Annotated in this window: 22 protein-coding genes; 9 read left to right on the top strand and 13 right to left on the bottom strand. The window is 67.4% G+C overall.

The genetic code is table 11. From position 1 onward, the window contains the following. Nucleotides 1-126 precede the first annotated feature (126 nt). The 3 genes from QZ588_RS05610 to QZ588_RS05620 all read right to left on the bottom strand — a co-directional run bounded on the left by QZ588_RS05610 (nucleotide 127) and on the right by QZ588_RS05620 (nucleotide 3963). Complete coding sequence (locus tag QZ588_RS05610) at nucleotides 127-1665, bottom strand: AbgT family transporter (protein WP_295540711.1); 1539 nt, start codon at nucleotides 1663-1665, stop codon at nucleotides 127-129. Continuing rightward, nucleotides 1662-1895, bottom strand: a complete 234-nt coding sequence (locus QZ588_RS05615) for a hypothetical protein (protein WP_295540713.1) — start codon at nucleotides 1893-1895, stop codon at nucleotides 1662-1664. Before QZ588_RS05615 ends, QZ588_RS05610 begins: the two co-directional genes overlap by 4 nt. Before the next feature lie 79 nt (nucleotides 1896-1974). Further along, nucleotides 1975-3963 (bottom strand): sigma 54-interacting transcriptional regulator, encoded by a 1989-nt coding sequence (locus QZ588_RS05620; protein WP_295540715.1) that lies wholly within the window; start codon nucleotides 3961-3963, stop codon nucleotides 1975-1977. Nucleotides 3964-4549: 586 nt separating this feature from the next. On the opposite strand from QZ588_RS05620, the gene QZ588_RS05625 reads away from it, so the two are divergent. From QZ588_RS05625 to QZ588_RS05655, 7 genes are all read left to right on the top strand, one after another. Beyond that, nucleotides 4550-6049 carry a CmpA/NrtA family ABC transporter substrate-binding protein gene (locus tag QZ588_RS05625; RefSeq protein WP_295540717.1) on the top strand — a complete coding sequence of 500 codons (1500 nt, stop codon included), beginning with the start codon at nucleotides 4550-4552 and terminating at the stop codon, nucleotides 6047-6049. A gap of 75 nt (nucleotides 6050-6124) precedes the next feature. Then, entirely contained in the window at nucleotides 6125-6955 is an 831-nt protein-coding gene (gene ntrB, locus QZ588_RS05630; RefSeq protein ID WP_295540718.1) for a nitrate ABC transporter permease, read from the top strand. Nucleotides 6956-6960: 5 nt separating this feature from the next. Next, a complete protein-coding gene (locus tag QZ588_RS05635; protein ID WP_295540719.1) occupies nucleotides 6961-7941 on the top strand; it encodes an ABC transporter ATP-binding protein in 981 nt (326 codons plus the stop codon). Between the two features lie 43 nt (nucleotides 7942-7984). After that, complete coding sequence (locus tag QZ588_RS05640) at nucleotides 7985-9409, top strand: GTP-binding protein (protein ID WP_295540721.1); 1425 nt, start codon at nucleotides 7985-7987, stop codon at nucleotides 9407-9409. Nucleotides 9410-9417: 8 nt separating this feature from the next. Continuing rightward, on the top strand, nucleotides 9418-10539 hold the full coding sequence (locus QZ588_RS05645) for a hypothetical protein (protein ID WP_295540724.1): 1122 nt from the start codon (nucleotides 9418-9420) through the stop codon (nucleotides 10537-10539). 321 nt (nucleotides 10540-10860) lie between these two features. Next, a complete protein-coding gene (locus QZ588_RS05650; RefSeq protein ID WP_295540725.1) occupies nucleotides 10861-11514 on the top strand; it encodes a HupE/UreJ family protein in 654 nt (217 codons plus the stop codon). A gap of 190 nt (nucleotides 11515-11704) precedes the next feature. Next, nucleotides 11705-12565: a sulfurtransferase gene (locus tag QZ588_RS05655; protein WP_295540727.1), complete on the top strand. Its 861-nt coding sequence runs from the start codon at nucleotides 11705-11707 to the stop codon at nucleotides 12563-12565. A 126-nt stretch (nucleotides 12566-12691) separates the two neighbouring features. Here QZ588_RS05655 and QZ588_RS05660 read toward each other — a convergent pair whose 3' ends face one another. The 10 genes from QZ588_RS05660 to QZ588_RS05705 are packed head-to-tail and all read right to left on the bottom strand — an operon-like array spanning nucleotide 12692 to nucleotide 20200. Next, a complete protein-coding gene (locus QZ588_RS05660; RefSeq protein WP_295540729.1) occupies nucleotides 12692-14383 on the bottom strand; it encodes a Na(+)/H(+) antiporter subunit D in 1692 nt (563 codons plus the stop codon). Then, the gene (locus QZ588_RS05665) at nucleotides 14376-14636 is read right to left on the bottom strand and encodes a hypothetical protein (protein ID WP_295540731.1); all 261 of its coding nucleotides are present in this window, start codon (nucleotides 14634-14636) and stop codon (nucleotides 14376-14378) included. Before QZ588_RS05665 ends, QZ588_RS05660 begins: the two co-directional genes overlap by 8 nt. 11 nt (nucleotides 14637-14647) lie before the next feature. Further along, the gene (locus QZ588_RS05670; RefSeq protein WP_295540732.1) at nucleotides 14648-16147 is read right to left on the bottom strand and encodes a monovalent cation/H+ antiporter subunit D family protein; all 1500 of its coding nucleotides are present in this window, start codon (nucleotides 16145-16147) and stop codon (nucleotides 14648-14650) included. Next, nucleotides 16144-17643, bottom strand: coding sequence for a monovalent cation/H+ antiporter subunit D family protein (locus QZ588_RS05675; RefSeq protein WP_295540734.1), 1500 nt, complete (start codon nucleotides 17641-17643; stop codon nucleotides 16144-16146). The genes QZ588_RS05670 and QZ588_RS05675 overlap by 4 nt, the downstream gene beginning before the upstream one ends. Then, complete coding sequence (locus tag QZ588_RS05680; protein ID WP_295540736.1) at nucleotides 17640-17993, bottom strand: cation:proton antiporter subunit C; 354 nt, start codon at nucleotides 17991-17993, stop codon at nucleotides 17640-17642. The genes QZ588_RS05675 and QZ588_RS05680 overlap by 4 nt, the downstream gene beginning before the upstream one ends. Before the next feature lies 1 nt (nucleotide 17994). Continuing rightward, complete coding sequence (locus QZ588_RS05685) at nucleotides 17995-18411, bottom strand: Na(+)/H(+) antiporter subunit B (RefSeq protein WP_295540739.1); 417 nt, start codon at nucleotides 18409-18411, stop codon at nucleotides 17995-17997. A gap of 13 nt (nucleotides 18412-18424) precedes the next feature. Further along, nucleotides 18425-18961 (bottom strand): DUF4040 domain-containing protein, encoded by a 537-nt coding sequence (locus QZ588_RS05690; protein WP_295540741.1) that lies wholly within the window; start codon nucleotides 18959-18961, stop codon nucleotides 18425-18427. Nucleotides 18962-18969: 8 nt separating this feature from the next. Then, nucleotides 18970-19326 (bottom strand): monovalent cation/H(+) antiporter subunit G, encoded by a 357-nt coding sequence (mnhG, locus tag QZ588_RS05695; protein WP_295540743.1) that lies wholly within the window; start codon nucleotides 19324-19326, stop codon nucleotides 18970-18972. Further along, a complete protein-coding gene (locus QZ588_RS05700) occupies nucleotides 19326-19607 on the bottom strand; it encodes a monovalent cation/H+ antiporter complex subunit F (RefSeq protein WP_295540745.1) in 282 nt (93 codons plus the stop codon). The genes mnhG and QZ588_RS05700 overlap by 1 nt, the downstream gene beginning before the upstream one ends. Further along, the gene (locus tag QZ588_RS05705) at nucleotides 19607-20200 is read right to left on the bottom strand and encodes a Na+/H+ antiporter subunit E (protein ID WP_295540747.1); all 594 of its coding nucleotides are present in this window, start codon (nucleotides 20198-20200) and stop codon (nucleotides 19607-19609) included. The genes QZ588_RS05700 and QZ588_RS05705 overlap by 1 nt, the downstream gene beginning before the upstream one ends. Before the next feature lie 341 nt (nucleotides 20201-20541). On the opposite strand from QZ588_RS05705, the gene QZ588_RS05710 reads away from it, so the two are divergent. Both QZ588_RS05710 and QZ588_RS05715 read left to right on the top strand, forming a co-directional pair. Then, nucleotides 20542-20943: a hypothetical protein gene (locus tag QZ588_RS05710; protein ID WP_295540749.1), complete on the top strand. Its 402-nt coding sequence runs from the start codon at nucleotides 20542-20544 to the stop codon at nucleotides 20941-20943. Nucleotides 20944-21005: 62 nt separating this feature from the next. Beyond that, nucleotides 21006-22859 (top strand): carbamoyltransferase, encoded by a 1854-nt coding sequence (locus QZ588_RS05715; protein WP_295540751.1) that lies wholly within the window; start codon nucleotides 21006-21008, stop codon nucleotides 22857-22859. Nucleotides 22860-22910: the final 51 nt, after the last annotated feature.

Here is a 22910-nt window from a genome sequence, read left to right on the forward strand (position 1 = left end):
TTTGCTCAATACCCTGTCGCCATGAGCCACCCACTCAGCAAGCCGCCATCGGCCTCCAAAGCTTCCGTTGGCACGGCCTTAGCGCACACCTCCGGTTCCCAGCGCCGGACGTGATTGATCCGGCGCTCACCCGGCGGGCGGATAAGTGAGCTCTCCGCCCGGCCCCAGCGGCCAGCCGACGATGATCCAAACCCCGAGCAGCGCGGCCCATACCGGCGCGAACACCAGGGTATAGGGCAGCATCAGCGCCAGCAGGGTGCCGAGTCCGGCGTCCGGGCGGTAGCGGCGGATGAAAGCAAGAATGATGACCAGATAGGGATTGAAGGGCGTGATGCCATTGGTCACCGAATCGCCGACGCGATAGGCGGCCTGGGTCAGCTCGGGGCTGACGCCGGCCTGCATGAGCATCGGCACGAAGACCGGCGCGAAGAACGCGTACTTGGCGCTCGCCGAGCCGATGAGCAGGTTGCCGGCCATCACCACCACCATGAAGCCCAGCATCAGCGCCGCCGGCGCCAGCGCCAGCTCGGCGAGCCAGCCACCGCCCACCACCGCCAGCATCTCGCCGAGTCGGGAATGGCCGAAGCAGGCGATGAACTGTGCCGCGAAAAAGGCCAGCACCAGGTAGGGGCCCATGGTGCGCATGGTCTCGCCCATCATGTCCACGGCGTCGCGGTCGCGCCGGATGCTGCCGGCGCCGATGCCGTAGGCGAGCCCCGTGCCCAGAAAGACCACCAGCAGGATGGGCACCAGCGCCTCCATCCAGCGCGGGAACCGGGCGCCCTCGCCGGCCAGGGGTGCGCCGGGGATGAGCACGGCGGCGAGCAACAGGGCCAGCAGTGCCAGGAACGTCCAGCCGGCGAAGCGCAGCCCCCGATCTTCGTCATGCGCGCCGGCAACGCCTGACACCAGCGCCGATGCGCCGCCGCCGGCCCGCTCGGCCGCGGTTGGCCGGGGCAGCCGCGGCTCCACGAAGCGCCAGGTCACGAAAGCCCCCGCGGCCGTCAGCAGGAAGGTCGAGGCGATCATGAACCACCAGTTTGCACTGATGGCCACTGCGTAGCGCGGGTCCAGCAGCTGCGCGGCGGCGGTGGAGAGCCCCGCCAGCAACGGGTCCAGGCCGGTGATGAACAGGTTTGCCGAGAAGCCGCAGGTGACGCCGGCGGTGACCGCCGCAATGCCCGCCAGCGGCGAGCGCCCGGCGGCCAGAAAGAGCGCCCCGGCCAGCGGCGGCAGCACCACGTAGCCCGCGTCCAGCGCCAGCGATGACAGCACGCCGACGAAAACCGTCATGGGCACCAACAGCGGCCCGGGGGCGGCCGCCAGCAGCCGGCGCAGCAGCACCGGCAGCAAGCCCGCACGCTCGGCGACGCCGATGCCGAGCAGCCCCACCAGCACGAGGCCCAGCGGCGGGAATTCGACGAAATTGTCTACCAGGCTGGAGAACAGCCACCAGAGGCCGTCGGCGTCCAGCAGACTGACGGGCCGGATGGGCTCGGTGACCAGCTGGCCGTCACGCTGCAGCGTGCGGGAGACCTCCCAGCCGAGCCAGACCGCCAGCTGCGAGAGCAACATCACCAGCAAGGTGCCGAGCGCGAACAGCGTGGAGGGGTCGGGCAGCCGGTTACCGACCCGCTCCACGGTGTTGAGCCAGCCGCCGGTCATGGCTCACCACCGGCGCCACCGTCGGCCGGACCATCGCTTTGGCGGCCGAGCGTCATTTTGTGGCGCTCGATGTGCCGCGAGCCGAAGAAGTCCCGCATCGCCAGCGCCGCGACGCGGATACGCGCCTCCTGGTGCGGATAGGCCGCCAGTTGCTCCGCCACCCAGTCGTCCAACGCCTGCTCCAGCGTGGCACCGGTAAACACGAAAACCCTGTCTGCAAACGCCGTCATGGTCTCTCGAGCGCGTTCTGTGGTTGTTGCCCTGTCTGGCGCAGCGGCCGGCGCTTGGGGATGCAAGCAGCCGCGGCGCTCAGTCAGTGGCGCTGCGCTTCGGCGGCTTCTCGATCCCCAAACGCTTGATCCTCGAAGCCAGGGTCGTCGGCTTGAGCCCCAGGCGCTCGGCGGCGCCGCCGGCGCCGAAGACCTTGCCGCCGCTGGCCTCGAGGGCGGCGATGATCATGGCCCGTTCCTGGGCGCGGCGCTCGGCTTCCGTGCTCGGCGGGCCGACTGCGGTGCTACCGGGGATAAGCTGCGGCGGCGAGCGCTCGGGCGTCGCTGCGCCCGTCGGCAGGTCGATCACCAGCCGGTTGCCGGTGGAGACGATGAGCGCCCGCTCGATGAGGTTCTCCAGCTCCCGCACATTGCCGGGCCAATGGTACGCCTGCAGGCGCTCGACGTCGGCGCGGGAGAGCTGCAGCCCGTCACGGCCGTGGCGGCGGCTGATCTTGCCCAGGAAGTGCGCCGCCAGCAGCGGGATGTCTTCCGGTCGCTCGCGCAGGGGGACGGACTCGATGGGAAAGACATTCAGCCGGTAGAACAGGTCCTCGCGAAAGCGCCCGGCGGCCACTTCCTGGTCCAGGCGGCGGTTGGTCGCAGCTACCACACGCACGTCGACGCTGCGGGTGCGGGTATCGCCGACGCGCTCGAACTGCCCTTCCTGCAACACCCGCAGCAGCTTGCCCTGGAGCTCCAGCGGAATCTCACCGATCTCGTCGAGGAAGAGCGTGCCCTGGTCGGCCAGCTCGAAGCGCCCGACGCGGTCCGCCACGGCGCCGGTGAAGGCGCCGCGGACATGACCGAAGAACTCGCTCTCGAACAGGTCCGCCGGCACGGCGGCGCAATTGACGCGGATGAGCGGGCGGTCGCCGCGGCTGCCGGCGCCGTGGATGGCCCGGGCGATGAGCTCTTTGCCGGTGCCGGACTCGCCGGTGATGAGCACGGGCGCCTGGGTGGGCGCCACCAGCTCGATCTTGCGCACCACCTCTTGCACCGCGCGCGAGCGCCCGACGATCTCGCGGTAGTTGGTTTCCTCTTTCAACTCCTGCTGCAGATAATCGTTTTCCAGCTCCAGGCGGTGCTTGAGCTGTTCCAGCTCGGCCATGGCGGTGCGCAGGCGCGCTTCGGCATCGCGGCGGTCGCTGATATCCCGGAAGACGATGACGGCACCGATGATGCGCCCGCGGTCCACCACGGGGGTACTGGTGTACTCCACCGGGAAGCTGCTGCCGTCCCTGCGCCAGAAGACCTCATCGTCGCGGCGGTGCACGGCGCCCTCGCGAAAGGCGCCATAGATGGGGCATTGCTCGGCGGCGTAGCAGGTGCCGTCCGCATGGCTATGGTGGATGGTGGCATGCATGCCGTGGCCCACCAGCTCCTCGGCGGTGTAGCCCAGCATGCGCGCCGCGGCCGGGTTCACGAAGGTGGTGATGCCGTTGCCGTCGACGCCGTAAATGCCCTCGCCCGCCGCCCGCAGGATGAGCTGATTGTCCGACTCGATGTCTGCGAACAGCCGCTCCACCCGCCGCCATTCCGACAGGCCGCTGCGCAGGTAGGCGCCGGCATCGGCATGCAGCTCGCGCCGCCGCACGATGGTGAGGTCGCGCGCCGTCACCAGCATCAATGCACGGTCGGCGGCGACGCCGTCGAGCACCACCCGCCGGGCGTTGTATTCCAGCGCCAGTCGGGCGCCATCCGGCAGTTCGCCGCTGAGGCTGTCGGTCCAGCATTCGCCGCGCTCCAGCACCGCCTCGGTAAACACCACCAGGGCACCGCGCTCGCCGCTGTGCAGCGCACTCGGCGCCAACGCCAGGAGCTCGGCGCGACTGCGCTTGAGCAGCACACAGGCCTGCGCGTTCACCTCGACCATGCGGTCGGCGAGCGGGTCCCAAAGCAGCTGCGCATCCGGATGCAGCTCGAACAAGGCGCGGAAACCCTCGGGGCTCAGCGCCGGGGCACAGGTGCGCCGCACCGCATCGGCGGCACGCAACCCGATGCCGGTGGAATCGGAGCACGCTGTCATGGCTTACGCATTTTCGTGGTACCGCGACGCAATTTCGTGGTCTACGAGATTTCGTAGCAATAAACGCTCGCTCCCAGGGCGGTCGACCGCCTGCAGCAATGGCCGCATCGCGGCGTCCCCGCGATTGCTCACGGGTGGCGACGCCACAGACGGCAGCCGATACGGCGCTACCCGGGTGATGTGACCGGATCCTCCCATTATCAGACGCTTAGGCCGATACCTCAGTCAATGGCGACATGCCCTGCCAGACCAGTCAAAGCGGACCGGTTGGGCCTCACCGGGACATTTGCCATTCATCTGGCATGCCACGTGCTTCACCAACCAGGAAGGCCCGGCGAGGCGGCCGTTTTTGCAGATGTCCTGCTCATCGCCCCGCACGGGCAGCGCTCAAGGCGCGGCGGGCATGCACCCTCAGATGGCAGGCCGGCACGCCGTGCACGACACTCAGCAGCCCGTCGACAACCGCTGCGCCAATCGCAACGCCTGCGCCCGATGCAACCGCTGCGCCGAGCACACCCGTTTCGCCAGCCGGGGCGTCGCAGGCGCGGCCGTCAACCCTCAGCACATCGTCACGAAGGGGAAATCGATGTCATACCGAAGTTTGGGCAATCCCTACGACGCCAACGCCGATCTCCAGCACGGACCGGCCTGCAATTGCCCCATTTGTGTGTTCAAGCGCGAACAGGACGTCAGCGTCTACGAGTGCTCCGAGTCCGAGATGACTGAGCGCTTGGAACGGGCAGTGTTCGAGGACGCCGCGACGGACAGCCAAGCCGGTTCGTCCGCCCTCGCCGCCGCCGGCGCCACCCGTCGCGAGACCTTCGACGCCCCCGACGACATGATGGACCGGGCCATCGAGAGCGCCATCGTGCGTGGTGTCTTTGGTCACAACGATCTCAGCCGCCGTCAGTTCCTGGGCCTGGTGGGCGGCGGCACCCTCGCCAGCATTTTAGGCACCATGCTGCCCATGGAGAAGATCAAGGCCGCCGCCAAGGAGGAGATGGGGCAGCTCGAGAAGTCCAAGCTCAAAGTCGGCTTCGTGCCCATCACCTGTGCCACACCCATCATCATGGCGCACCCGCTCGGCTTCTACGAGAAGTATGGGCTGGACGTGGACGTCATCAAAACCGCCGGCTGGGCCGTCGCCCGCGACAAATCCCTGTCCGGCGAATACGACGCCTCGCACATGCTCACGCCCATGCCCCTGGCGATGACCATGGGCGCCGGCTCCACAGCCGTGCCCTACCGCATGCCGGCCGTGGAGAACATCAACGGCCAGGCCATCGTGCTGCACAACGACCACAAGGACAAGCGCGATCCGAAGGACTGGAAGGGCTTCAAGTTCGGCGTGCCCTTCGACTACAGCATGCACAACTTCCTGTTGCGCTACTACGTCGCCGAGCACGGCCTGGACCCGGATCAGGACATCCAGATCCGTGTGGTGCCGCCACCGGAGATGGTCGCCAACCTGCGTGCCGGTAACCTCGACGGCTTCTTGTCGCCGGACCCCTTCAACCAGCGCGCCGTTTGGGAGAAGGTGGGCTTCATCCACATCCTGACCAAGGATATCTGGCCGGGCCATCCCTGCTGCGCCTTCGCCTGCTCGGACGAGTTCGCCGAGACCATGCCCAACACCTACTCGGCGCTGCTCAAGTCCATCATCGATGCGACCCACTACTCGCAGAAACCTGAGAACCGCAAAGAGATCTCGGCGGCCATCGCGCCGAAGAACTATCTCAACCAGCCGGTGCCCGTCATCGAGCAGGTGCTCACCGGGCGCTTCGCCGATGGTCTTGGCAACATTCAGGATGTGCCCGACCGCATCGACTTCGATCCCTTCCCCTGGCATTCCATGGCGGTCTGGATCCTCACGCAGATGAAGCGCTGGGGCTACGTCGAAGGCGACATCGACTACAAGGCGATCGCCGAGCAGGTGTACCTGGCCTCGGATGCGGCGAAATACATGAAGGAACTCGGCTACGAGCCGCCGGACAAGACCTACGAGACCTACACCATCATGGGCAAGGAGTTCGATTGGACCAAGCCCGATGCGTACGTCGAGAGCTTCGCGATCAAGCGAGGCTAACAGGAACGCGCCGGCGCCGACGGGGCGCTCCGCCCCGTCGCTGCCGGCGACATTCACCCGAGCCAAAAACGAGCCATGCTGCAATCACTGAATGCACGCGCCTTACTGGTTTCGCTGGTGCTGCTGGTCGTCACCCTCGGCCTCTGGCAACTGAGTCACGAGTCCCCCGAAGTGGACACGGAGATGACCGAGTACGAGCGGCTCATGGGCGGTGCCGACCAAGAAGCCCGGGTACCGCCGCCATCACAGGTCATTGGCCTTGCGGTGGAAGAGCTGTCGAACCCATTCTATGACGCCGGCCCCAACGACAAAGGTATCGGCATCCAGCTGGGCTACTCCATCTACCGCGTGCTCACGGGCTTTGGCCTTGCGGCACTGCTGGCTATCCCCCTGGGCTTCCTGATCGGCATGTCGCCGCTGATGTACAAGGCTTTGAACCCGTTCATCCAGATCCTGAAGCCCATTTCGCCGCTGGCCTGGATGCCCCTGGCGCTTTTCATCATCAAGGACTCCGAGACCTCGTCCATCTTCGTGATCTTCATCTGCTCCATCTGGCCCATGCTGATCAACACCGCCTTCGGTGTGGCCGGCGTGCGCAAAGACTGGGTCAATGTCGCGCGCACCCACGAGCTGACACCCATGAGCACCGCTTTCCAGGTGATCCTGCCGGCGGCGGCGCCTACCATTCTGACCGGCATGCGCATCAGCATCGGCATCGCGTGGCTCGTCATCGTCGCCGCGGAAATGCTCGTCGGCGGCACCGGCATCGGCTACTACGTCTGGAACGAGTGGAACAACCTGGACCTCACCAGTGTGATCTTCTCCATTCTGATGATCGGCATCGTCGGCATGCTGCTGGATATGGCGCTCGCCAGCGCCACCCGCCTCGTGCAGTACCAGGAGTGACGACCATGACCGAGCCACATTTTCTTGAGGTCAAGCACCTAGCCAAGCGCTTCGGGACCGATCACGGCGAGCTCACCGTCTTCGATGACGTCAGCTTCGGCCTCGACAAGGGCGAGTTCGTCTGCATCATCGGCCATTCGGGCTGCGGTAAATCGACCATTCTCAACGTCCTCGCCGGACTCGATTCGCCCAGCGGCGGCGAGGTCTACATGGCGGGCAAGGAGGTCCGCGGGCCGTCGCTGGAGCGCGGCGTGGTGTTTCAGAACTATTCGTTGCTGCCCTGGCGCTCGGCGCTCAGCAATGTGGAGTTCGGCGTGCGCGCGCGCTTTCCCGGCTGGAGCAAATCCCAGGTGCGCGAGCACAGCCTTCAGTACCTGCACATGGTGGGCCTCAAGGACGGCGCCGAGCACCGCAAGCCCGCCGCCCTCTCCGGCGGCATGCGCCAGCGCGTGTCCATCGCCCGCGCCTTCGCCACCCAGCCCCAGCTGCTGCTGCTCGACGAGCCCTTCGGCGCCCTCGATGCCCTCACCCGCGGCACCATCCAGGACGAGCTCCTCAAGATCTGCACCGAGACCCACCAGACCGTCTTCATGATCACCCACGATGTGGATGAAGCGATCCTGCTGGCCGACCGCATCCTGCTCATGACCAACGGGCCCTTCGCGCGGGTCGCCGAGTCCGTGAAAGTCAGCATCGAGCGCCCGCGGGATCGGACCACCATTGTCCACGACCCGGGCTACTACCCCATCCGCACCCATCTGGTGGACTTCCTGGTGTCGCGCTCACGCGAGCTGTCCGAGCGCGACGATGCGGTGCGCGATGCGGGCCACAGCCGTGAGGCGCGCGCCCAGGCCCTGGCGCCGGTGGACGTGGACCCGGCGGCGGAGGCCCGTGCCCGGGCCGCCGGCGAAGCTCCGCCCGAGGCGCTCAGGACGTTGCACAGCACACCGGCGGCGGCGCCGCTCAAGGCCGTCAACGGCCGCTGAGTCAACCGCCCGAACGCACAACACGCACACCACTGGACCAACCATGACCGCATCCTGCGCCCTGGAGCGCGAGGGCTTTGCGCCCCGCACCGAACCCGATCCCACGACGGGAGCCAGCGATCCGCGCGTCCCCGTCACCGTGCTCACCGGCTTCCTGGGGGCCGGCAAGACCACGCTGCTGAACCGCATTCTGACCGAGCAGCATGGCCATCGCATCGCCGTCATCGAGAACGAATACGGCGAAATTGGCATCGACCACGAGTTGGTGGTGCAGACCGACGAAGAAATCTTCGAGATGAACAACGGCTGCATCTGCTGCACGGTGCGCGGGGATCTGATCCGCATCCTCGCCCGCCTGATGCGCCGCAAGCACAAGTTCGAGCGCATCATCATCGAGACCACCGGCATGGCCGACCCGGGCCCGGTGGCGCAGACCTTCTTCATGGACGAGGAGATGAAGGCCAAGCTCCGGCTCGACGCCATCGTCACCCTGGTGGACGCCAAGCATGTATCCCAGCACCTGGATGACTCCGACGAATGCCGCGCCCAAATTGCCTCCGCGGACATCCTGCTGCTGAACAAGGCGGATCTGGTATCACCGGCGGCGCTTTCGGCGCTGGAGCAGCGGGTGCGGGGCATGAATCGTCTGGCCCGAATACAGGCCACCGAGCACGGCGGCATCGACTTGGCCAGGGTGCTCGACGTCCGCGCTTTCGACCTCGATGCCCGCGCCACCGAGACGCCGGCGTTTCTGCAGGAAGAGTTGCCCTTCGAATGGGCCGGGCTCTACGACCTGGCGCCCGGGACCTATGATCTGGTGCTGGCCGGCGGCCCCGATCCCGCCATCGATCTGGTGCTCGCCGGCCCGGGCCTGGAGCATGAATCCATGCTCACGGACTGGAAGCGGCGCAGCATCCTGCTCTACTCCGGCGCCGCCGACACCCGCAGCGGCAGCCCCGACGACGCCCCGGCCGAGCCCGGCGAGACCCTGTATCGGCTCAGTGTCGATGAGACCGACGGCGCCCGGCTGCGACTGAGCATCCCATCCGCCGGCCGCTATGTGCTGCTCACCCAGCACCTGCCGGAAGAATTCGACCTGCGGCTGACCGACGCCGACGGCGCCCTGCTGGCACCGGTGGCCGAGCACCGTTATGCGAGCCCCCACGAGCATGACGACAGCGTCGGCTCGGTGGGCGTGCGCGGCGGCGAGCTGGATCCGAGCCGCTTCGAGCAGTGGATCACCAACCTGCTGCGTACCCGGGGCCCGGACATCTTCCGCACCAAGGGCGTGCTGGCTTTCCGCGACCGGCCGAACCGCTTCGTCTTCCAGGGCGTGCACATGCTCTTCGACGGCGATGACGGCAAGCCCTGGGGCGACGCCGAGCCGCGCGGCAGCGAGCTGGTGTTCATCGGTCGCAACCTGGACCGCGCCGAGCTGACAGCGGGACTCAGCTGGTGCTCGGCCTGACCGCCCCCTTGCGAACCCTGCTCGAGCAGCGCTGGCGGCGGCAACTGCCGGAGGCGGTGAGCGCCCTGCGCTGGCGGCCCGCCGGCTGGAGCCATGGCGCCGGCGAGGCACTGCTCGCCGCCAGCGCCGATGGATGGATCCGCTGCCATGCCGGCATGGACGGTCACGAGCATCTCGCCTGGCAGGCGCACGATGGTGGTATCACCGACCTCTGCCTGAGACCAACGCCGCCGCAGTCCGACCAGGACTTGTCTGCGGTGCTCGCCAGTGCGGGCGAGGACGGTCGGGTCGAGCTCTGGAACGCCCGCGGCGGCTCGGTGGCAACTCTCGCCGAGGAAGCGAGCTGGGTCGAGCACCTGGCTTGGACCCGGGACGGCCGACTGCTGGCCGCGGCCGCCGGGCGCAGCATCCACCTCTGGCGGGACGAGGAGTCCCTGGGCTTTTGGTACGACGCCAACCGCTCGATCTTGGCGCTGGCCTGGGCGCCCGACGGCAAACGCCTGGCCACCGCCGCCAACAAGGGACTGTACCTGTGGCGGGTGGGCGGTGAGGCGCCGGTGCAATTGCTGCAGTTCCCCGGCGCGCCCGTGGTGCTCGGCTGGCGCCCGGACGGCAAGGCACTCGCCGTCGGCACCCAGGACGGCTTCCTCCAGGTGTGGCGGCAGTCCGGTCGCAGCCGGGGCACACGGAAAGCCGGTGGCTCGTCTGCGCTCACCATGCGTGGCTATCCGGCCAAAGTCAGCTGCCTGCAATGGCACCCGACCCGCTCCCGGGTCGCCACCGCCGGTGGTCAGGACCTGGTGCTCTGGGATATCCCGGCCGCGGGCGAAGGCAAGCCGACACCGCTGCGGCTGCATCGAACCGCGGTCACGGTGCTCACCTACGCCCCGGACGGAACCCTGCTCGCCTCCGGCGACCGAGACGGGCGGGTGTGCATCTGGTCCGATGACGGCGCACCGCTCCAGTCCCTGAGCCTGAACGCCGAAGTGGCCTGTGCCGTCTGGAGCGGCGACGGGTCCGCCATCGCCTTCGGCTGCACCGACGGTGCTGTCACGGTACTGGACATCACCGCCGCCGCCCGGACCGATGACCAGCCTGTGGCACGGTCAGCCGCAACCGGTGGCCACTGACGACATGCTCTGTGCCCGGCGTAGAGCGATGTCCGGCGCCAGCCCCGGCGTGCAGAGCGGCGGCCGGCGGGCGTTGCGACAGCCGCGATGCGGTCATCAAGGCTACAGCGCCAACATCCAGTCGGCAAAATCCGAAAATCCAGATGGGACGGGTCGACAAGTGCGTCGCACGACGCCGAGTCAACCAGAACAACGACACCCTGAGAGCGGCCAGAGGACAGCGGATACATCCCGCCTCAAGACGTCAAGACACCATGCGCCAGCCATGGCAACGGTCCCCGAAACCGCGCACAAAACCCCAACCCCCGAGGTAACTCGACCATGAGCCAATCCGCCCCTACTGCGCCTGTCAATGGACTCATCGCCCGCAGCACCACCGCCACCGCCGGCCTCCTGGCGGCGGCACCGGTGCTGGCACACCATCCCATGGGAGGCATGACACCCGAGACCCTGACCCAGGGCCTGCTCTCGGGTCTGGGCCATCCCATCATCGGCATCGACCACTTCGCGTTCCTGGTGGTGGCGGCCCTGTTGGCCTTCAGTGCCGCCGGTCTCGTCCGCTGGCTGCTGCCGCTGGCGTTCATCGGCGGCACCGTCGCCGGCACCCTGATCCATGTGCAGGCGCTCGGTATCCCCGCCGCAGAGCTGCTGGTGGCCGTGAGCGTGCTGGCCGGGGGCGCCCTGGTGGTATCCGGGCGCAGGCTCGGCGCCGGCGCCCTGGCGCTGTTGCTGGCGGGCGCCGGCATTTTCCACGGCTACGCCTATGGCGAGGCCATCATCGGCGCCGAGCAGGCCGTCTTGGGCAGTTATCTCGTCGGCTTTGCACTGATCCAGTACGCGGTCATCGCAGGCCTGCTGTTCGGCCTCAACCATCTCGCCGCCCGCTCCGAGGCCAAGACGGTCACACTGATCCGCGGCGCCGGACTGGGCGCCCTGGCCGTGGGCGGACTGTTCCTGGTGACCGGCCTCGTCTGAGCCGGCAACCGCCCCATCCGCACGGCGTCCCCGCCAGGGATGGCGGTCTCAAGCCGGTCCAGGCCGGTCTCCCCCACGCAGATCAAACCCTTTGCCCGCGGCGCGTTTCTGCGCGCCGCCCGGGTCTTCCTTGCTTGACGAAGGGCTCCAACCAAAGCCCCGGACCCAAGCCCAGCACGAGCGCAGTACCATGCACGAGAACACCCTCATCTCCCCCGAGCAGCTCCAAACACTGATGACCTCCCTGCCCACGGTCGTCATCGACACCCGCGCCCCCGGCGCCTACGCCAAGGGCCACATCCCGGGCGCCGTCAACATCCACGAGATCTTCACCTATCTCGCCACGTCAGACACCGAGGGCATGGCCACACTCAAGGGCAAGTTCGCCGAGGCCTTCGGTGCCGCCGGACTCTCCGGCGAGGAAGTCGCCGTGCTCTATGAAGACACCATGAACTCCGGGTACGGCCAGTCCTGCCGCGGCTATTTCCTGCTCAAGTACCTGGGCTACCCCAAGGCCGTCGTGCTGCACGGCGGCTACCAGGCGTGGCTGCACGACGGCTACGAGACCAGCACCGAGGTCGTCACCCCGCAGCCCAAGACCTTCCCCGTCGACGACGGCGCCGCCGAGATCATGCTGGACAAGGACGCCATGCTGAAGGCGCTCGAAGACCCGTCCATCATCAAGCTCGATGTTCGCGACGTGGACGAGTGGGTGGGGATCAGCTCAAGCCCCTACGGCGTCGATTTCTGCCCCCGCAAGGGTCGACTGCCCGGCGCCAAGTGGCTGGAGTGGTATCGTGTGATGAAGCCGGGTGATGATGTGCCCGTGTTCAAGACCAAAGACGAGCTCGCCGCCGAGTTCCAGAGTGTCGGCATCAAAGCAAGCTCCAAGGTCTACCTCTACTGCTTCAAGGGCGCCCGCGCCTCCAATACCTACGTGGCGCTGAAAGAGGCCGGCGTGGAGGATGTCGGCATCTACTTCGGCTCCTGGAACGAGTGGTCGCGGGACCCGTCGCTGCCCATCGATGACAGTCGGCCGACGCTGAGTTGATGGACCTCATCCCCGGGGCGCCGGCTTCGGCCGGACGCCGGGGCCCGCAGCGCTTGCGCGGCGTTCACCGCCTTCAGCCCCCCAACCCGCCATAACCGACACCCGCGAGACCGCGGGCATCCCCCGTCAGAGCAGGTAAAGCAGCAATGTGAACCCCAGCATCAGTGCCACCCAGAGCACCATGCTGCCGGTGGGCCAGGTGCGGGCGAGGATGCCATGGGGGCCGTGATGGGTATAGAGCAGGCGGATCTGCCGTCGCGCCCAGCCCAGGGCCTGCGCTTCCAGCCGGTCGCGGGCCTCCGCCGTGCGCCCGGTGAATTCTTCCGCCAGCGCATGCAGGAATTTGCGGTAGAACCAGTCGAAGTCGAGGCTGATGGTGAGGGTGCGCTTCATCTGCGTCAGCAGCACGAAGAAGGCAAAGCCGGCGAACAACAAGAGCTGCAGCTGACTCACCACGTGCTCGACGGTGTAGGCCTGGTAGTCCACCGGATACGGCAGGATCGCGTAGAGGGGAGCCGGAAACAGCCCCAGGCCGATGCACAGCACCGAGAAGATGGTCATGGCCCGACGCGTTTCGATGGGCGGCTCCGGCGGGCGCAGGCCCGAGTCCTTCTGGAAGAAGACGAACCAGGGAAACTTGATGCCGGCGTGCAGGAAGACGCCGGCGGAGGCCGCCAGCAACAGCAGCCAGACCACCAGCAGCCCCTCATGGGCCGCCGCCGCCGTCTCCAGGGATTTGGTCACGAAGCCTGATGTGAACGGGAACGCCGAGATGGCCAGGGCGCCGATGATGCCGTGCATGGCCGTGCGCGGCATGGTCTGGAACAGCCCACCCAGGTCCGTGCACTTGCGCTTGCCGGTCATCATCAGCACACCGCCGGCGGACATGAGCAGCAGGGCCTTGTAGATGATGTGCGCAAAGGCATGCGCCGCCGCGCCGTTCAGCGCCAGCTCGGTGCCGATGCCGATGGCACAGACCATGAAGCCCACCTGGTTGACGATGCTGTAGGCCAGGATGCGGCGCATGTCGTTCTCGAGCAGCGCGTAGAGAATGCCGTAGAACACCATGTACAGGCCGATCCAGATCAGGATGTCGGCGCCCGGAAACATCACCAGCAACGCGAACACGGCGGTCTTGGTGGTGAAGGCGGACAGAAACACCGTGCCGCTCGGCGAGGCCTCCGGATAGGCATCGGCGATCCAGGCCGACAGCGGCGGCGCGCCGGCGTTCACCAGGATGCCGATGAGCATCAGCACCGTGCCCAGGCTATTGGGTGAGAGAGCCTCGACGGCCAGGCTGCCGGTGGCCGTCCAATGGGCGATGATGCCGGCCATGAGCACGACACCGCCGAGCAAATGCACCAGCAGGTAGCGCAACGCGGCGCGGCCGGCGGCATCGGTGCCGGCGGCGAAGATGACCGCCGTGGAGCCGATGGCCATCAGCTCCCAGAAGATGAACAGGGTTACCAGATCGCCGGCGAAGGTGACGCCGATGGCCGAGCCGGCATAGACATAAGCCGCCACCAACTCCAGCGTGCGCGCCTGATGCATGGCGTAGAGCCCGCCGACGAAGGCCATGAGCGCAAACACCGTGGCGAACAGCCGGCCCTCGGCGCTCGCGTGCACCGGATCGAGCTGGACATCCAGAAAGCCTGCGGGCAACGCCGCGCCGTCCGGCACCAGCCAGACCAGCGCCAGCGTCAAGAGCGGCAAGCCGAGCAGCAGGCTGCGGCGCGCGCTGCCGCGCAAGGCCGGAATGAACAACGCCCCCAGCACCATGACCAGCGCCGGGGGCAGCGGCGGCATGAGGTCAATCATCGTAATAGTCGTCCGGACGCTTCAGGAAGATACCCAGCACTTTGGCCGCGACCACCATGGCGGCGCAGGTGGCAAAGCCATACCAGGCATAGAAGCCGACACCGGCATCGAGCCGGAAGTCCGTGCCCGGAAAATGGGCATGGTGATGCACGAACAGCTCCGGCAGCAGTACCAATCCCAGGATCAGGTATTGGATCAGCCAGAGCTTGCCCCGGTTTTGCTTGCGGTACAGCCAGTGTGTCTGCGCTGACATGGCGGATCACCTCATCCGGCGGCGGGCGCACTGCGGCCCACCATCTCGTTGGCCAGTTCCAGCGGCACCTGATGGAACAGGAAGAGCAGCACCGTCAGCGCCGCCGTTGTGGTAACGGCGATGACGATGGGCAGGGGCGCTTCGCCGTGGTCGGCCGGATCATCGTCCGCCGGCCGGGCGAAGGCGCTGAAGACAATGGGTGCGAAATAGGCCGCGTTCAGCAGCGTGGACAAGACGATCACCGCGACGGCCAGCAGTTGCTCGGTCTGCAGTGCCCCCGCCAGGATGTACCACTTGGAGATGAATCCCGCCGCCGGCGGCACGCCGATCATGGACAGGGCGCCGATGGCGAAGGCCGTCATGGTCCAGGGCATGCGCCAGCCGATGCCGCGCAACTGTGAAACCTCGGTCTTGTGGCTGGCGGTGTAGATGGCGCCGGCGGCGAAGAACAGGGTGATCTTGCCGAAGGCGTGGGCGACGATGTGCAGCGCCGCGCCCACCACCGACAGCGGCGCCAGAATGGCGGCGCCGAGCACCACATACGAAAGCTGACTCACGGTGGAATAGGCCAGCCGCCGCTTGAGATTGTCCTGACGCAGCGCGATCACCGAGCCGACGATGATGGTGAAGGCGGCGATGTAGAGCAGCCATTGCGCCGCCGGCACCGCCTGCAGCGTGTCGATGCCGAAGGTGAAGACCATCACCTTGACGACGCTGAAGACGCCCGCCTTCACCACCGCCACCGCATGCAGCAGCGCGCTCACCGGCGTCGGCGCCACCATCGCCGCCGGCAGCCAGCGGTGGATGGGCATCAACGCCGCCTTGCCGATGCCGTACATGAACAGGAAGAACAGCAGCCCCACCGTCGCCGGCGGCAGGGCCGGGGCGATGTTGGCCAGCAGGCCACCCGGCATGAATTCGGTGCTGCCGGCGATGGCCTGGGTCCAGATCACCGCGGGCAACAGCAGCCCGATGGAGGTTGCGATGAGGAGACCGAGATACACCCGACCACCGGCGCGGGCCGCATCATTGCCCTTGTGCGTGACCAGCGGATAGGTCGACAGGGTCAGGATCTCGTAGAACAGGAACAGCGTGACCAGGTTCGCCGCGAAGGCCACACCCATGGTGGCGAACAGGGCGACGGCGAAGAAAACGTAGAAGCGGGTCTGATGCCGCTCGGCGTTGCCGCGCATGTAGCCGATGGAGTACACCGAGTTGATCGGCCACAGCAGCGATGCGACCGCGGCGAACAGCATGCCCAGCGGCTCCACCCGAAAGGCGATGGCGATGCCGGGCAGGGGCTGCGCGAACACCCACTCCGGACGGGCCCCGGCGAGCACCGCCGGCAGCAGGCCGAAGACGGTCAGCAACAGGAGGCCGGCCGTGACCAGGGTCACCCCCTCGCGCAGGTTCGCCCGGCGCCCGCTGGCCCAGATGCCCACGGCCCCCGCCAGCGGCAGCGCCAGGGCGAGCACGATGCGCGGGGCATCGCCCTCCATGCCCGGGATCATGGGGCACCCCCACCAGCGCCGAGGCCAGCGCCGAGGCCGGCGGCGATGTCACCGGCGAGCCCCACCGTCAGGCCGGTGGCGATGCCAAAGTACAGGTTGGCCGCCACCAGCAGCCAGGTGGGCACCAGCAGCGCCAGCGGCGCCTCGCGCACCGGCGCCGCGTCCGCCGGGCGCACGCCGAAGTAGGCGGTCTCCACCACACGCCAGATGTAGACCACCGCCACCAGCGAGGTCACCAGTACCAGCACCACCACGGGCCACCAGCCGTTCTCCAGTGCCGCCAGGATGAGGTACCACTTGGAAATGAAGCCGACGGTGCCAGGGACGCCGATGAGGCTCAGTCCGCCGATGACGAAGGCGGCCATGGTCCAGGGCATGTCGCGGGCGATGCCCGCGATGTCCTGCAGCCGGCTGCCACCGAGGCGGTAGACCAGGGCGCCCACGGCCAGGAATAGCGCCCCCTTCATCAGCGCATGGTTGAACAGGTGCAGCAGCGCCGCCGTGAGCCCGGTGACGCTCATGGCGCCGATACCGAGCAGCATGTAGCCGATCTGGGCCACGGAGGAGTACGCCAGCATGCGCTTGAGCCCATGCTGAAACACCGCCACCACGGAGCCGACAAACACGCCCGCCGCCGCCAGCGGCAGCACCAGCAACTGGACATGCATTTCCCCGAAGGTGAATGCCGGCCCGAAGACGTTGTAGATGAAACGGATCATCGCGTACAGCGCCACCTTGGTGGCAGTCGCGGCGAGAAAGGCCGTGACCACCGAGGGGGCAAAGGCGTAGGCGTTCGGCAACCATAGGTGCAGCGGGAACATGGCCAGCTTCAGCGCCAGGCCGACGACGATGAACGCGAAGGCGGTGTGCAGCGTATTGGAGCCCTCCATAGCGGCCATGCGCGCGGCCATGTCTGCCATGTTCAGCGTGCCCGTGAGCATGTACAACAGGCCAACGCCGATGATGTAGAAGGTGGCACCGATGGTGCCCATGATCAGATACTGATAAGCCGCGGTGAGCGCACGCCGATCCCGGCCCAGGCTGATCAGGGCATAGGTGGACAGGGATGAGATCTCCAGCAGCACGAACAGGTTGAAGGCGTCGCCGGTGATGACGATGCCGAGCAGCCCCGCCAGGCACAGCAGCAACAGCGTGTAGAAGATGCCATGCAGCCGGGTCGGAAGCTCACGGCGGACGCTGCGCCAGGAATACGGCAGCACCACGGCGGCGATGGCCGCGACGATCAGCAGCACATAGGCGGCGAGCCGGTCCACCACATAGTCGATGCCCCAGGGTGGCGCCCAGTCGCCGAAGGCATAATGCAGCTCGCCGCCGGCGCGCACCTGCCACAACAGCGCGATGCTGATGGCCAGCACGAGCCAGCTCACCAGCGTCGCCGCCAGCCAGGCGGGGCGGCCGCGGCTCAGCAGCAGACACAGCGGTGCGCCCAGCAGCGGCAGCACCACCAGCAGGGCGGGCAGATTGTCGAAGATCACCAGTCGTCGTCCTGCGCGTGGATCTCGTCTTCCTCGACGGTTCCGTAGGCCTCCTTGATGCGCACCGCCAGTGCCAGACCGAGCGCGGTGGTGGCCACACCAACGACGATGGCGGTGAGGATCAGCACGTGGGGCAGCGGGTTGGAATAGACCACCTCACCGGCGACGACGATGGGTGCGGTGCCCCCGGCCACCTTGCCCATGGAGATGTAGAGCAGAAACACGGAGTTTTGAAAGATGTTCAGGCCCACGATCTTCTTGATCAGGTTACCGCGGGCGACCACCACGTAGAACCCGGTCATCATCAGGAAAAACACGACGACGTAGTTGTACTGGCCGATCCAGTCCACGTCAGGGCTCCCGGGTGATGAAGGCGAAGAAGATCACCAGCATGACCGAGGCCACGGTGACGCCGACGCCCAGCTCGATGAGCAAGATGCCGGAGTGCTGGCCATGCACGGCATCGTGGGCCAGCACGTCGTAGTTCAGGAAGTGCCCGCCGAGGAGCATGGTCGTGATGCCGACGCCGCCGTACAGCAGCACACCGAGGGCCGCCAGCGGTGTCAGTACCCGCGGCGGCATGATCCGCATGGCCGCCTGCGGTCCGTTGGTGAGGGCATAGAGGATGATGCCGGCGGCGAAGATGACGCCGGCCTGGAAGCCACCGCCGGGGCCGAAGTCGCCATGGAACTGGACATAGAGGGCGAGCAGCAGGATGAGCGGGATCAGCAACCTGGCGATGACAGTCAGGACGATGTCGTTATTCATGCCGAGGCGGTCCTCAATCCTGGTCGTCGCCGTCGGTATCCCGGCGTCGCCGTCCGCCGATACCCAGCAGCGCCAGTACGCCGACGCCCGCCGTGAACACCACCGCCGTTTCCCCCAGGGTGTCGAAGCCGCGGTAGCTGGCGAGCACCGATGTGACCATGTTCGGCACCCCCACCTCGATGGGGGAATCCTCGATGTAGCGGGGGGCCACATGGAGATGTACCGGTGCCTGCGGATCGCCGAAGCGTGGCATGTCGCGGGTACCCCAGAGCAAGACGCCGCCGGTGATGGTTACCACCAACAGCGGCAGTATCGGGGAATGCCGCGGCGCCACCTGCCGATGGCCGGTGAGGCGCAGGGTGCCGAGCATCAGCATGGTGGCGATGCCGGCGCCCACGGCGGCCTCGGTGAAGGCCACATCCACCGCATCCAGTGCGATGAACACCCCGGCGGTGACCAGGCTGTAGATGCCCGAGAGCATGACCACGGCGAAGAGGCTCCGCAGGCGCACCACGGCCAGGGCGGTGACCACCAAGAAGGTCAGCAGCACGATGTCGATCAGTTGGAGGATGACGGCTCTCCCGATGTGGCGGTGACGGGCTTGGCGCCGGTGTGGGTCGCCGCCCGCGCCAGGGCATGGCTGGCGACGGGGCTGGTGAGCCACAAAAACAGCAGGATGAAGGCCAGCTTGACGGTGACCAGCGTGAAGCCCGCCTGCAGCATCAGACCGGCCAGAATCATGCCGGCGCTCAGGGTGTCGGTGACGCCGGCGGCATGCACGCGGGTGTAGAAGTCGGGGAAGCGGATGACGCCGACGGCCCCCGAGATGCCAAGGAACACGCCGCCGATCAGCAACGCCATGCTGAGCAGGTCGAGCAGCAGATCCGGAAACAGGGGTGGCAGCAGCAGGTCCATCAGAACTCGTCCGGCCGCGGCTGCCGTTCGCTGTCGGCGAGACCTTCGACGAACTTGAGCACGGCGATCACGCCAATGAAATTGATCAGCGCATAGGTGATGGCGATGTCGAGGAAATCCGGCCGCCCCGTGAGGAAGCCGTAGACCGCGATCAGCAGCACCGTCTTGGTACCGAACATGTTCACCGCCAGGATGCGATCACAGATGGTCGGGCCGAGAAAGGCCCGCGCCAGCGCCAGCGCCATCACCACCAGGATGCCAATGGCGGTGGCGGCGAACATCAGCCCTGAGCCTCCCCGTCGCGATGGCCAGCCGGGTGGCCGGCGCCACACTCGAGGGCGAGTACCCGGCGCTCCATCTCACCGCCGGCGAGGTCATCGAAGGCCTCCCGGCTCAGCGCATGCACCAGTACGTCGGCGTCGCTCACCTCGATGGCGACGGTGCCCGGCGTCAGCGTGATGGAGTTGGCATAGAGGGTCTTGCCCAGCCGGGTACGCTGGCTGGCAGGCAGGCGACCCGTGACAGGGCTGATGGGATGAGCCACCGGATCCCAGATGCGCCGGACCACGTCGATGTTGGCCTGCACGATGGCCACCAGCAGCCACCCCAGGTAGCGCGGCAGCCGCAACAGCATGCCCGGCTCGAAACCGTCGCCCCCCGGGCGCTCCAAGCGCGTGCCGATCCACGCCACGAACGCCGACGAGATCAGCCCCAGGCCCAGCAGGAGCCCGTGATCCCAGAGCCCGGACAGGAGCAGCCAAAAGCCGAACAGCACGGCGAAAAGCGAAAGAAAGTACAGCACTGCCGGCGGGGATGCGTGGTTGCGGAAGCGGTGAGCGGGGTTGAGGGTCAGCGATGGCGTACGATCGTGCACGCCGGAGGGTCACGGCGTTTCGGCGCCAACGGCATGCCTTTAAGCTAGCGGGGCAGCGGAAGTCTGGTCAAGCCCTCAACGTGCAATGTATTGGCCCCTGCGACCTACAACGGCGGTGAGGGGAGGACAGCACCCCGAACCGGCGCCATAATGCGCGCCTCGTGGAGCAGCTCTTCGTTGCCACAGCCTACGCTTGCTTGCTCTGAGCCGGCGGCGTAACAGCCGCCATGGCTGCCCCGGTCCGGTGCCCGCCGGTGCGGCGGCCGCACCCGTGGGCGGGCTTGCCTCCGCCCCCACGGCTCATCGCCGACTCAACGACCACGTCAACGCGCCCTGATCCCATGCTGACTCGACTCATCGCCGCCGCCGGTCTCGCACTCATCGCCATCCTCCCCAGCGCCTGTCAAAGCCCGCGCGACGCCGCTCGAGCCGAGCCGCTCGCCGGCACCTGGATACTCACCCAAGACGGCGCCGAGCAAGCCCGGCTCGTGATCGGCGCCGATGGCCGTTTCCACGTCGACCTGCTGCGTGAGTCCGGTATCGAGGCCGAGGGCGACGTGCAGATCGACGGCGACCGCGTCACTTTCATCAACACCCGCGGCACCGATCCCATCGCCTCGGATCCCGCACCCGGCACCTACACCTTCGTCATCGCCCACAACCAAGTCCGCTTCGAGCGGGTTGCCGACAGCATCAGCCGCCGGGCGCGCTTGCTGTCCCGGCCCTGGTCGCGGGCGGACTGAGCCCGCGGCCCGCCCGCACACATGTCGCCATCGACACCCGCAGTCTCCCACTTCGCAGACGCATGCCGACGCATATCCTGGGCCTCTCGGCCTACTACCACGACAGCGCCGCCTGCCTGGTGCGCGACGGCGCCATCGTCGCCGCAGCGCAGCAGGAGCGCTTTTCGCGCAAGAAGCACGACGCCCGCTTTCCGGCGGACGCCGTGCTGTCGTGCTTGGACATCGCGGGCATCGGTCTCGGCGACATCGAGCACGTGGTGTTCTACGACAAGCCCCTGGTGAAGTTCGAGCGGCTCCTGGAGACCTACCTCGCCTACGCGCCCCGCGGCCTGCCATCGTTCATCAAGGCCATGCCCGTGTGGCTGAAAGACAAGCTGTTCCTCAAGGACATGCTGCGGCAGGAACTGGCGGCGCTGCCGGGGGCGCCGGCCCGGGACGCGCTGCCTGAGCTCAAGTTCACCAGCCATCATCAAGCGCATGCGGCGTCGGCGTTCTTCCCGAGCCCCCATGCGCGCGCCGCGGTGCTGTGCATGGACGGTGTCGGTGAATGGGCCACCACCTCCGTGTGGCTCGGCGAGGGTAACCGGCTGGAGCCGCATTGGGAGATCCAGTTCCCCCATTCCCTGGGTCTGCTCTACTCCGCGTTCACGTACTACACGGGGTTCAAGGTCAACGCCGGCGAGTACAAGCTGATGGGGCTCGCGCCCTACGGCGAGCCGCGGTACCAGGACCTGATCCTCGAGCACCTGCTCGCAGTGAAGGACGACGGCACCTTCCGCATGGACATGCGCTATTTCAGCTATGCCAACGGGCTCACCATGACCAGCCGCGCCTTCGATCGCCTCTTCGGCGGCCGGCGCCGCGAGCCGGAGTCGCCCATCACCCAGCGGGAGATGGATCTGGCGGCGTCCATCCAGGCGGTGACCGAAGACGTGGTGCTGCGACTGGCGCGCACCGTCCACCGCGAGCTCGACGTCGATCGGCTCTGCCTCGCCGGCGGCGTGGCCCTCAACTGTGTTGCCAACGGCCGGCTCGCGCGTGAGGGCCCCTTTACCGACATCTGGGTGCAACCGGCGGCCGGTGACGCCGGCGGCGCGCTGGGCGCGGCGCTGTCCGTCTGGCATGAGTATCTCGGGCAGCCGCGGGACGCCGTCGTGCCGGGCCGGGATCGCATGCGCGGCGCCTATCTCGGCCCGGCACACGACAATGCCGACATCGAGGCCTTCCTCACAGCCCGGGCCGCACCCTATCGCCGACTCGACGACGACGCGCTGCTGCCCGAGCTCGCCGCGCTGCTGGACGCGGGCCAGGTCATCGGCTGGTTCCAGGGGCGCATGGAATTCGGACCGCGGGCCCTCGGCGGGCGCTCCATACTCGGCGACCCGCGCAACCCGGGGATGCAGTCGGTGATGAACCTGAAGATCAAGTACCGCGAATCCTTCCGCCCCTTCGCGCCGGCCATTCTCGCCGAGCGCGTCTCGGAGTGGTTCGAGCACGCGGGCCCGAGCCCGTACATGCTGATGGTGGCGCCGGTGGCCGAGCGGCACCGGCTGCCCCCGGACGCCGCACAGCAGGACCTGCTCGGCCTCGACAAGCTCAAAGCACCCCGCTCCCGGGTGCCGGCCATTACCCATGTGGACGACTCGGCGCGGCTGCAAACCGTGCACAAGGACACCAATCCCCGGTTTCATCGGCTCATCGAGACCTTCGCGGCCCGCACCGGCTGCCCGATGTTGGTCAACACCTCGTTCAATGTCCGCGGCGAGCCCATCGTCGCAACGCCCGCCGACGCCTACCGCTGCTTCCTCGCCACGGACATGGACGCACTGGTGCTGGAGAACTGTCTGCTGCTCAAGGCCGAGCAACCGGCGTCGGCACGCGATCACAGCGCAGAAGAGGCATTCGAGCCGGACTGAGCCCCGCCAGCCAGACCCCGGTCCTTGATCCTCATGTTGGTCCATACTTGC

It is taken from the genome of uncultured Thiohalocapsa sp. (genome assembly GCF_913062725.1).
Classification (GTDB): domain Bacteria; phylum Pseudomonadota; class Gammaproteobacteria; order Chromatiales; family Chromatiaceae; genus Thiohalocapsa.

Bases quoted from the DNA above. Each gene is read 5' to 3' on its own strand.
- QZ588_RS05610 (WP_295540711.1), bottom strand. From the start codon at position 1,665: ATGACCGGCGGCTGGCTCAACACCGTGGAGCGGGTCGGTAACCGGCTG.
- QZ588_RS05615 (WP_295540713.1), bottom strand. From the start codon at position 1,895: ATGACGGCGTTTGCAGACAGGGTTTTCGTGTTTACCGGTGCCACGCTG.
- QZ588_RS05620 (WP_295540715.1), bottom strand. From the start codon at position 3,963: ATGACAGCGTGCTCCGATTCCACCGGCATCGGGTTGCGTGCCGCCGAT.
- QZ588_RS05625 (WP_295540717.1), top strand. From the start codon at position 4,550: ATGTCATACCGAAGTTTGGGCAATCCCTACGACGCCAACGCCGATCTC.
- ntrB (WP_295540718.1), top strand. From the start codon at position 6,125: ATGCTGCAATCACTGAATGCACGCGCCTTACTGGTTTCGCTGGTGCTG.
- QZ588_RS05635 (WP_295540719.1), top strand. From the start codon at position 6,961: ATGACCGAGCCACATTTTCTTGAGGTCAAGCACCTAGCCAAGCGCTTC.
- QZ588_RS05640 (WP_295540721.1), top strand. From the start codon at position 7,985: ATGACCGCATCCTGCGCCCTGGAGCGCGAGGGCTTTGCGCCCCGCACC.
- QZ588_RS05650 (WP_295540725.1), top strand. From the start codon at position 10,861: ATGAGCCAATCCGCCCCTACTGCGCCTGTCAATGGACTCATCGCCCGC.
- QZ588_RS05655 (WP_295540727.1), top strand. From the start codon at position 11,705: ATGCACGAGAACACCCTCATCTCCCCCGAGCAGCTCCAAACACTGATG.
- QZ588_RS05660 (WP_295540729.1), bottom strand. From the start codon at position 14,383: ATGATTGACCTCATGCCGCCGCTGCCCCCGGCGCTGGTCATGGTGCTG.
- QZ588_RS05665 (WP_295540731.1), bottom strand. From the start codon at position 14,636: ATGTCAGCGCAGACACACTGGCTGTACCGCAAGCAAAACCGGGGCAAG.
- QZ588_RS05670 (WP_295540732.1), bottom strand. From the start codon at position 16,147: ATGATCCCGGGCATGGAGGGCGATGCCCCGCGCATCGTGCTCGCCCTG.
- QZ588_RS05685 (WP_295540739.1), bottom strand. From the start codon at position 18,411: ATGAATAACGACATCGTCCTGACTGTCATCGCCAGGTTGCTGATCCCG.
- mnhG (WP_295540743.1), bottom strand. From the start codon at position 19,326: ATGGACCTGCTGCTGCCACCCCTGTTTCCGGATCTGCTGCTCGACCTG.
- QZ588_RS05700 (WP_295540745.1), bottom strand. From the start codon at position 19,607: ATGTTCGCCGCCACCGCCATTGGCATCCTGGTGGTGATGGCGCTGGCG.
- QZ588_RS05710 (WP_295540749.1), top strand. From the start codon at position 20,542: ATGCTGACTCGACTCATCGCCGCCGCCGGTCTCGCACTCATCGCCATC.
- QZ588_RS05715 (WP_295540751.1), top strand. From the start codon at position 21,006: ATGCCGACGCATATCCTGGGCCTCTCGGCCTACTACCACGACAGCGCC.